Source organism: Pseudomonas sp. NBRC 111130, assembly GCF_001320485.1.
Classification (GTDB): domain Bacteria; phylum Pseudomonadota; class Gammaproteobacteria; order Pseudomonadales; family Pseudomonadaceae; genus Aquipseudomonas; species Aquipseudomonas vlassakiae.
Genome location: NZ_BCBG01000088.1, coordinates 1 through 3,641 on the forward strand (window position 1 = coordinate 1; position 3,641 = coordinate 3,641).

A 3,641-nucleotide genomic window follows, 5' to 3' on the forward strand; every position below is an offset into this window, starting at 1 on the left:
ACCGCACCGCTGCCCACCTGGATGTTGACGTCCAGGCTGCCAGGGCCAGCCTGGTTGGCGCTGTAGATCTCCAAGGTGTAGTAGCCGCTGGTGGTCGGGGTGAAGCTGCCCGTGATGCTGCCGCTGGCGTTGGCCCAGGTGGCGCCGGCGACGTTCTTGCCGCCGATGACGATCTGCAGGCTGTCGTCGGCGGTGCCGCTGAAGGTGTAGGTCTTGCCGGCTTCCAGGTAGATCAGGCCGGAAGTCTTCGAACCCGTGCCCGCAGTGATGCTGGCCGTGGTGTCGACCGTGGTCACGGTTTCGGTCTTGCCGGCCTTGCCGGAGTTGGCGAACACGTTCTTCAGCGTGTCACCGGTAATGCCGTTGCCGTTGGTGCCCAGGCCGGTGAGGCTGGTCCAGGTTTCCTTGGTCAGGCCCAGCGAGTTGACGCTGTTGTTGCCGATGCTCAGCGACGGGGCGTCGGCGACCGGTTTGATGTCAACCTTCAGCGTGGCCTGGTTGCCCGCGTCCTTGCCGTCGGTAGGTGTGTACTTGATCTGCGCGTAGTCGGCCTGCTTGTTGCCCACGCCGGTGCCGCCGTAGCCGTCGACACCCGACTCGTTGGTGGCCGGTACGAACTTGAGCTTGCCGGCGGCGATGTCGGCCTGGCTGACGGTCTGGCCGGCCTTGACGTCGGTCCAGGTCGAGCCGACCAGCAGCTGCAGTTTGCCGGCGCCCGGCAGGGTATTGATGGTCACGCCCAGGCTGCTCAGCGGCGAATCGACGTCGCTGACGTTGAAGTCGCTCCAGGCCAGTACCAGGTCGGAGTCTTCGTTGCCGGTGACCGCGCCGCCGGTGGTGGTCGGCGCGTCGTTCACGGCAATCACGTTGACCGTGGTGGTCGCTATGTTCGACGTGTTGACACCATCGGTCACTGTCACCGTGATGATCCGCGGCGTGGTGCTCGGGTCTTCGCTGGTGTTGATGAAAGTGATGTTCTTGATCGCCTGGATGTAGTCGGCCAGCGACGCAGTGCCGCTCAGGGTCAGTACCACCTTGCCGTCGGTGCTGTTGGCGTTGATGGTGATGCCGTTGACGCTGTTGCCCAGGTTCAGCGCATCGCCTGGCTGACGATTGGTCAGGGTGACGGTGGCGCCGGTCAGCATCGAGCTGTCGTAGTCGGTGATGGTCACGTCGACATCGCCGATCGACACACCGCTGCCTGCCTGGCCTTCGGTGAAGGTGGTCTGGTAGTCGGCGCCGGTCTTGCCGCTGGAATTGTTGGCGTCCAGGTCCAGCACGGGCGCCGGTTCGTAGATCACCGTGGTGGCGCTACCGGCGCTGCCGCTGATGGCCAGGTTCTCGAAGTTGCCACCGGTGGCCGAGTCGATCTTGACGGTGAACTGCTCGGTGCCTTCGGTGATGTTGTCCTTGATGGTCGGGATAGTGAAGGTGGCCGTCGAGCTGTTGGCCTTGATCACCACGGTGGCCACGCCGGTGTAGTCGGCGCCGTTGCTGGCGGTGCCACTGTAGCTCAGCTTCACGATGACATCGGTCTGTGCCGGGTTGGTCAGCGCCAGGGTGTAAGTGGCCGTGCCGCCCTCGGCCACCGCGGTGGTGCCGTCGATGCTCAGGGTGGTGGTCTGGATGGTGTCGGTCACGGCGGTGACCGCAGCCTTGTCGCTCACGGTCAGCTGCTCGAAGTTGCCACCGGTGGTGCCGGTGATGGTTGCCGAGACGTTGGCCGCACTGATGTACACGTCGTTGGCCGGGGCCGCAACGGTGACGGTGCCTGTGGTCTTGCCAGCATCGATCTGGATCACCGCACCGTTGCTCAGGGTCACCGTCATGGCGGTGTCGGCCTTGTTGGTCAAGGTGGCGGTGTAGGTGATCTGGCCACCTTCAGCAACGGTCTGGGTGGCGCTGAGGCTCAGGCCGGTGTTGTCGAGGGTGTCGGTGACCTTGGTTTCGGCATAAGCGGCATCGATGATCAGCACCTCGAAGTCGCCACCGGTGGCGCCGGTGATGTTGACCTTCTGTGTGCTGGCGTCGATGTAAGGATCGTCGCCTGGGGCATTGACCGTCACACTGCCTTCGCTCTGGCCCTTGGCGATGGTGATGACTTCACCGTTGCTCAGGGTGACCTTCATCTCGGTGCCGGCCGGGTTGGTCAGCTTGGCGGTATAGGTGATCTGCCCGCCTTCGGCGACGGTCGGGGTAGCCGTCAGGCTCAGGCTGGTCAGGTCCTTGGTGTTCGGACCATCGTTCACCGTGGTGCTTGGCGTGCCGACCGCCACCAGTTTCTCGTAGTTGCCGCCGGTCATGCCGGTGATGCTGTTGGTCAACGGCGTGTTGGTGATGTAGACGTTGTTGGGTGCGGTGTAGTTGACCGAACCACTGGTTTCGTTGACGCCGATGGTGATGGTCTGGCCGTTGGCCAGGCTGATCACCAGCGGATGCTCGGTTACCGGCGAGGTTACGGTCGCGGTGTAGGTGACCACGCCGCCTTCGGTCACGCTCGGGGTCGCGGTCAGGGTCACGGTGCTGGTGTCGAGGGTATCGGTCACGGCCGTGACCGCGGGGGTCGCGCTGACGTTCAGCTTCTCGAAGTCACCGCCGGCGGTGCCGGTGATGCTCACGCTGACGTTGCCGGCATCCACGTATACGGTGTTCTTTGGCGCGTCGACGGTGACGGTGCCTTCGCTCTGGCCCTTGGCAATGGTGACCACCGAGCCGTTGCTCAGGTTGATGGTCATGGCGCTGCCGGCCGGGTTGCTCAGCTTGACGGTATAGGTGATCTGGCCGCCTTCCTGAACGGTACCGGTAGCGCTCAGGCTGACATTGGTGGTGTCCAGGTTGCTCGGGTTATCGATGACCGTGGTACTTGGGGTACCGGCGGTGACCAGTTTCTCGTAGTTGCCGCCGGTGACGCCGGTGATGCTGTTGGTCAGCGGTGCATTGGTGGTGTAGACATTGTTCGGCGCAACAAAGTCTACCGAGCCACTGGTCTCGTTGACCTTGATGACGATGCTCTGACCGTTGGCGAGCGAAACCACCAGCGCAGAGCCGGTTACCGGCGCTGTCACGGTTGCCGTGTAGGTCACCACGCCACCTTCGCTGACGCTTGGGGTGGCTGTCAGGGTGACCGTGCTGGTGTCGATCGAATCGACTATCGATGTTTTCGCTGACGCAGGATCGATGTCCAGCTTCTCGAAGTTGCCGCCTTGAGCCTTATCGATCGTCACTTCTACGGTGTGAGCGTTGTTATAGACGTCGTTGGCCTCGGTCTGAAGCTCAATGCTGCCGGTGGTTTTTCCAGCTTCGATGGTGATGCTCTTGCCGTTGCTCAGCGTGACGGTGACGGCGGTCTGGGCTGGGTTGGTCAGTGTGGCGGTGTAGGTGATCTTGCCACCTTCGACCACGGTTTCCGATGCCGACAGAGAGACGGTAGTGGTGTCGATGGAGTCGCTGATCACGGTTTCGACTGGGGTCTTGTCAGCCTCCAGGGCTTCGAAGTTGCCGCCTTCGGCTTTCTCGATCGAAACCGAAACGGTGGAGCCGTTGTTATAGACGTCGTTAGCGGCCGTCGGCACATCGACGGAGCCCACGGTTTTGCCAGGATCAACAGTGATGGTCTTGCCGTTCGACAAGGTCACGGTCAC

At 62.8% G+C, this 3,641-nt stretch carries 1 protein-coding gene; it reads right to left on the bottom strand.

The features are described from left to right. A partial coding sequence (locus APH33_RS22500; protein WP_305728937.1) for an immunoglobulin-like domain-containing protein occupies positions 1-3,641 on the bottom strand: 3,641 nt, incomplete at both ends.